This window comes from Microbacterium sp. Bi128 (assembly GCF_918698205.1).
Genome location: NZ_CAKKMM010000280.1, coordinates 1 through 5,297, shown reverse-complemented (window position 1 = coordinate 5,297; position 5,297 = coordinate 1). Strand labels below are relative to the sequence as shown.

Below are 5,297 nucleotides of genomic sequence, written 5' to 3'. Positions count from 1 at the left end.
GCCTCGCGGTCGCCGGCCAGGGCCGCGGCGACGGAGCGGACCTGTTCGTAGCCGGTGGCGAGCAGGAATGTTGGCGCACGGCCGTAGGACTTCATGCCGACGATGTAGAAGTCCTTGTCCGGGTGGGCCAGGAGCCTGGCGCCGTGCGGTGCAACAGTGCCGCAGGTGTGGAACTCCGGATCGATGAGCGGGCCGAGCTCCACGGGTGCTTCGACGGCCGGGTCGAGGTTCAGGCGGAGTTCGCGCAGGATGTCCAGGTCCGGGCGGAAGCCGGTGCAGGGGACGATGACGTCGGCCTCGAGGGTGCGTCCGTCAACGGATTCCACGGTCACGCCGGAATCCAGGGCTTTGAGGGAAGCAATGCCGAAGCCGCTGTGCAGTTCGATGGTCCCGGCCTCGACGAGGCGGCGCAGGCGGGCACCGAGCTGGCCGCGGGCGGGCAGCCCGTCGGCGTCGCCGCCGCCGTAGACTTTCTCGGCGGACGATCCGGGTGCCCGGTTCGTCCTTGGCCAGGTCCGCGAGGCTGATCAGGGTGTTGGCGGCGGAGTGGCCGGCGCCGACGACCAGGACACGGCGTCCGGCGAAAGCGCCACGGTCACGGCCCGTCACGTCAGGGAGCGGCGAGGAGATCCGGTCCGCGGCGGAGTCCTCGCCGATGGCGGGAAGCCCGGAGGTCCCCAGCGGGTTGCGGGTGGACCAGGTACCGGAGGCGTCAATGACCCCGGCCACGGTGTGGTCGCGGGTTTCCCCGTCCTGGTGCTGGACGCGGACGACGAATGGTGTGATCTCGCGGTTACGGGTGTGGGTCTTGTCCATGCCTGTGCGGGTGACGGCGATGACTCTGGCGCCGGTCTGCAGCCGGGAGCTGATGGCCGGGAGCGCGGCCAGCGGAGCCAGGTACCGATCGATGAGTTCCCCGCCGTAGGGCAGCGCGGTGGGCCGGGGCGCCTCCCAGCCGGCGGCTTCGAGCAGGCGAACGGCGGCGGCATCGATGTTGAACCGCCACGGTGAGAACAGCCGGATGTGGCGCCACTGCTCGATCGCGGCGCCGGCGGAGGGGCCGGCTTCGAAGATCAGCGGTTCGAGTCCGCGTTCGATCAGGTGGGCCGCGGCGGCCAGGCCCACGGGGCCAGCGCCGATCACGGCAACGGGAAGGTTCTTCGTCAAATCCATGGGTGTCCTCTTTCATCCGTTGTGGTGTTGCGGTTGTTTTCGGTTGGCCCTGCCGGCCGGGGTTGGGTTAGCAGCAGTCCTGATCTTCGTCGTCGCAGCATCCGTCGCTGCAGCATCCGGTGTTCATTCAGCTCACCCCCTCTCCGTCCTCTGTCAGACGTGTGGTGCTGGCCCTTACTTGGCGGCAGGGGTCAGGGACTCGATCAGGTCCTCGATGCGGCCCTTGATCTCGTCGCGGATCGGGCGTACGGCTTCCACGCCCTGGCCTGCCGGATCCTCCAGGACCCAGTCCTCGTAGCGCCTGCCGGGGAAGTAGGGGCATTCGTCGCCGCAGCCCATGGTGATCACGACGTCGGATTCCTTCACGGCCTCCGTGGTGAGGATCTTCGGGATTTCGGCGGACATGTCGATGCCGAGCTCCGCCATGGCCGCCACGGCTGCCGGGTTGACCTTGTCCGCGGGCTGGGATCCGGCGGAGCGGACCTCGATCCGGCCCTCGCCGAGGGTGGTGAGGAAGGCGGCGGCCATCTGGGAGCGGCCGGCGTTGTGGACGCAGACGAAGAGGACGGAGGGCTTCTTGGCGGTTTCTGTGCTCACGGGGTTTCTCCTGGAATCAATGAGGTGAGTGGGCGATACAGTCTGGAGTCTTGCGCCCGGTTTGAAACTCTCAACCGAACATTGATGATGATCGATATAGAGAGTATCGGGCTATAGATTGATGAATGTCAATATTTGTTCCCGGCGGATTTCTGCGACGGACCTAGGCGGCGGTTACGCGGGGTGCAAGGTCATTGATGCGGCGGGTGATGTCGTTGAACGCCATGTCGAAAGCTTCTTTGGTGCCCGGGCGCAGCGGGTCCGGCACCGACCAGTGGATTCCAGCCAATCCGGGCAGTTCCTCGTGGGCCTTGTCGCAGACGGTCACGATGAAGTCGCCCTCGTCTGCCACCTGGATCAGGGTGCGCGGGGGAAGGTCCGCAAGGTCCAGGCCATGACGGCGGGCGACGTCGATAGCGCCTTGGGCGATGCGGTCTGCGGGGTGCGTTCCCGCCGACGTCGAGGGAATTTCACTGACCTGCTGCCAGAGAGCGGCGGCCAGCTGGGACCTGGCGCTGTTTCGTGTGCAGACAAACAGGACGCGGCGCGCCCCGTGTTCGGCCCCCGGCACCAGGCCCTCCAGGGCGCCGGCAGCAAGCCGGATATAGCTGCGGCGCCCGTCGGCTTCGGAGCGGTGCCGGGTTGCCAGTCCGGCATCTTCCAGCGTGCGCAGATGGTGGGACAGCAGATTCGACGGCATCCCCAGCTCGGCCTGCAGCTCCGTCGGGGAGAAGTCCCCGAGTGTCAGCAGATCAACGATGCGCAGCCGCGCAGGATCGCCGAGGGCTGCGTGCCTGGCTGCCCGCGCCCGAAAGCCCTCTGCTGCCTCAATATTCATTGGTTCAATTTTGACTGAGCTAATTCCTTCGGTCAAGCTGTTGCCATGATTTCCAACCAGCCGCCGCTGTGGCGCCGCGCCATCGCCGAACTGCTCGGTACCAGCCTGCTCGTGGCCATCGTCGTCGGCTCCGGGATCGCCGCGCAGCAGCTCTCACCCAGTGACGTTGGCCTGCAGCTGCTGCAGAACAGCACCGCCACAGTGCTGGGCCTGACGGTGCTGATCCTGATGCTCGGGCCTGTGAGCGGCGCGCATTTCAACCCCGTGGTCTCCCTCGCCGACTGGATCCTGGGCCGACGCGCCGGTACCGGCTTGACCCTGCCGGAGCTGGGCACCTATGTGGTTGCCCAGACCGTGGGTGCGGTCAGCGGCAGTATGGTCGCGAACGCCATGTTTGGGGTGGGCACCTCCATCTCGTCCAAGGAGCGCGCAACACCGGGGCATCTCCTGGGTGAAGTTGTCGCCACTGCGGGGCTGGTCATGCTGATCTTCGCCTTGGCTGCCACCTCCCGCGGCGTCCTTGCCGCGCCGGCGGTGGGCGCCTACATCGGAGCCGCGTACTGGTTCACGTCCTCGACCTCGTTCGCGAATCCGGCAGTGACGGTGGGCCGCATCTTCAGCGACACCTTCGCCGGCATCGCACCGGCCTCAGTTCCCGGCTACGTTCTGGCGCAGCTGATCGGCGCAGCAATAGGAATTGGCCTTCTCCTCATCCTGTTCCCCTCCGCGGCCCGCACCGCGGACGGCGTCGTCCTGGCGCACAGTGCCGAAACGGCCCGCTCCTAGCCTTGGCCGGCGGCCGAATAATGCCGCCCCCACCCAAAGCAGATCTGCGCCGGGGACGCTTCCGACCCGCGCTCCCGCGCTCATACATTGATGTATATCAATATCAGGGCATAATGGGTGCATGAAGTTGTTGCCTGTACTCGAGCCGGCCACGGATGAATCCTGCTGCACCCCGGCAGGGCCCGCTGCCCTGGGTGCCGAGGAAGCCCAGCAGAGGGCCCTGGTTTTCAAGGCGCTGGCCGACCCGAACCGGCTCCGGCTGCTCTCCATCGTCAAGGCTGGCGAGTCAGGGGAGGCATGCGTCTGTGACCTCACCGAGCCGCTGGACCTGGGCCAGCCCACGGTCTCTCACCACCTGAAGGTCCTGGTCGAGGCCGGGCTGCTGCACCGTGAAAAGCGCGGCACGTGGGCCTACTACTCCCTGGTGCCCGGCGCGCTCGAGCAGACGGCCGGGCTCCTGGCGACGCTGTGACCGCGCAACAGTCCGCGGTGACGATCCGCTCCATGCGCGAGGACGACTGGGCGGCCGTCCGGGGAATCTACCGCGAAGGAATCGCCACCGGCCACGCCACCTTTGAGGCGGAAGTGCCGGACTGGGAACGCTTCACCAGTTCCCGGCTTCCCGCGCACCGCCTCGTCGCCGAGGCTCCCGGGGGCGGGATCCTTGGCTGGGCGGCTGTCTCCGCGGTGTCAGCGCGGCCCGTTTATGCCGGCGTGGTCGAACACTCCGTCTACGTCGCCGCGGAAGCCCGCGGCAAGGGAGTCGGGGCCGCGCTGCTTCAAGCCTTGGCCGCATCGACCGAACGGTGCGGGATCTGGACGATCCAGGCCAGTGTCTTCCCCGAAAACGAAGCAAGCCTGAAGCTCCACCTCGCGAACGGATTTGCCGTCGTCGGCCGGCGGAACCGCATTGCCCGCATGAGCTACGGCCCCAGCGAAGGGCAATGGCGGGACACGGTGCTGATCGAGCGGCGCTCCCCGGTCGTCTAGGACCCCGCCCCGCCAAACCGCTGGAAGGATGCGCTTTGCTGGGCAAGCCGGCGCATGGCCAGGAGTACCGGTTCCATCAGGAGTGTCCCAAGAACCACGTGCCTCATTGCGGCCTCGGCCGAATCGGTGGGGACACTTTCGACGTCGGCCGCCGCGATGTCCCGCATTGCCGCGGCGTAGCGGTCCAGGAGCGCGGCCGGCGCATCGAACCCGGAATCTGAGAGCCCGCGCAGGGCCTCCACCAGGGCGGCCTGCGTATCGCGGTCGCATGTCTCTGCGCCCCATCCCCAGCGGTCCAGGAGCCGCTGTGCCGAGGAAAGGTCGACGTCGTCCGGTGCGGACCGGGTGACCGCGTGGTGCGCAATTCCGAGCAGATCGTGGCCTGACTCCGGCGGGCTCTCCAGGCCAAGCAGCACCTGGCGGGTGGCGCTGATGCTGAGCCCGGCGGTTCCAATGAGTGCCCGGATGAGCTTCAGCCGCCGAACATGCGAGTCGTCGTAGCGGGCCTGCGTCGCGGACGTCAGGACGCCCTCGTGAAGCAATTTCTCCCGAAGGTAGTACTTGATGGTGGCCACCGGAATCCCTGTAGCGGCGGCCAGCTGTGAGATGCGCAAAGATTCTCCTTGACTTGGATAGTCGCACTCGCCAATATTGGGGAGTAGCGGTATCCAGTTAGGAGAAAAGTATGGCACGCATCAATGCTGGACGTTTCACTCACCGCCATTCCGGTGATTTGGTGGTCTTCCTCATCGGCATGCGCATCAACAGTCCCTGGCGTCCGGATCTCTGGCTGCCGGTGTTCCTTGCGATGCCCCGGATGCTGACCGAACTCTTCCGGGAGCCGGGGTCCGGCCTCCTTGGTTGCCGGTTTGCCCTCGGAGCCGGCGGGCCGGTCATTGTGCAGTACTGGGAC

The 5,297-nt window shown here is 66.9% G+C and carries 7 protein-coding genes and 1 pseudogene; 4 read left to right on the top strand and 4 right to left on the bottom strand.

Annotated features, from left to right (window positions below):
• The 3 genes and pseudogenes from LQV45_RS17050 to LQV45_RS17040 all read right to left on the bottom strand — a co-directional run.
• Positions 1–1,173: pseudogene (locus tag LQV45_RS17050) on the bottom strand (FAD-dependent oxidoreductase); the annotation flags it as partial.
• A gap of 174 nt (positions 1,174–1,347) precedes the next feature.
• Positions 1,348–1,770 (bottom strand): arsenate reductase ArsC, encoded by a 423-nt coding sequence (locus tag LQV45_RS17045; protein ID WP_230008046.1) that lies wholly within the window; start codon positions 1,768–1,770, stop codon positions 1,348–1,350.
• A 163-nt stretch (positions 1,771–1,933) separates the two neighbouring features.
• Positions 1,934–2,608 carry a metalloregulator ArsR/SmtB family transcription factor gene (locus LQV45_RS17040; protein WP_230008047.1) on the bottom strand — a complete coding sequence of 225 codons (675 nt, stop codon included), beginning with the start codon at positions 2,606–2,608 and terminating at the stop codon, positions 1,934–1,936.
• A 45-nt stretch (positions 2,609–2,653) separates the two neighbouring features.
• Between LQV45_RS17040 and LQV45_RS17035 the strand changes: the two genes are divergently transcribed.
• The 3 genes from LQV45_RS17035 to LQV45_RS17025 all read left to right on the top strand — a co-directional run bounded on the left by LQV45_RS17035 (position 2,654) and on the right by LQV45_RS17025 (position 4,384).
• Positions 2,654–3,394: an MIP/aquaporin family protein gene (locus tag LQV45_RS17035; RefSeq protein ID WP_230008045.1), complete on the top strand. Its 741-nt coding sequence runs from the start codon at positions 2,654–2,656 to the stop codon at positions 3,392–3,394.
• A 121-nt stretch (positions 3,395–3,515) separates the two neighbouring features.
• Positions 3,516–3,866, top strand: a complete 351-nt coding sequence (locus LQV45_RS17030; protein WP_230008044.1) for a metalloregulator ArsR/SmtB family transcription factor — start codon at positions 3,516–3,518, stop codon at positions 3,864–3,866.
• 32 nt (positions 3,867–3,898) lie between these two features.
• On the top strand, positions 3,899–4,384 hold the full coding sequence (locus tag LQV45_RS17025) for a GNAT family N-acetyltransferase (protein WP_230008043.1): 486 nt from the start codon (positions 3,899–3,901) through the stop codon (positions 4,382–4,384).
• On the opposite strand, the gene LQV45_RS17020 is transcribed toward LQV45_RS17025, so the two are convergent.
• The gene (locus tag LQV45_RS17020) at positions 4,381–4,998 is read right to left on the bottom strand and encodes a MerR family transcriptional regulator (RefSeq protein WP_230008042.1); all 618 of its coding nucleotides are present in this window, start codon (positions 4,996–4,998) and stop codon (positions 4,381–4,383) included. The genes LQV45_RS17025 and LQV45_RS17020 overlap by 4 nt on opposite strands.
• Positions 4,999–5,069: 71 nt before the next feature.
• Here LQV45_RS17020 and LQV45_RS17015 point away from each other — a divergent pair.
• On the top strand, positions 5,070–5,297 hold a 228-nt coding region (locus LQV45_RS17015), incomplete at its 3' end, for a monooxygenase family protein (RefSeq protein ID WP_230008041.1).

Bases quoted from the DNA above. Each gene is read 5' to 3' on its own strand.
- LQV45_RS17025 (WP_230008043.1), top strand. From the start codon at position 3,899: ATGCGCGAGGACGACTGGGCGGCCGTCCGGGGAATCTACCGCGAAGGA.
- LQV45_RS17030 (WP_230008044.1), top strand. From the start codon at position 3,516: ATGAAGTTGTTGCCTGTACTCGAGCCGGCCACGGATGAATCCTGCTGC.
- LQV45_RS17040 (WP_230008047.1), bottom strand. From the start codon at position 2,608: ATGAATATTGAGGCAGCAGAGGGCTTTCGGGCGCGGGCAGCCAGGCAC.
- LQV45_RS17035 (WP_230008045.1), top strand. From the start codon at position 2,654: ATGATTTCCAACCAGCCGCCGCTGTGGCGCCGCGCCATCGCCGAACTG.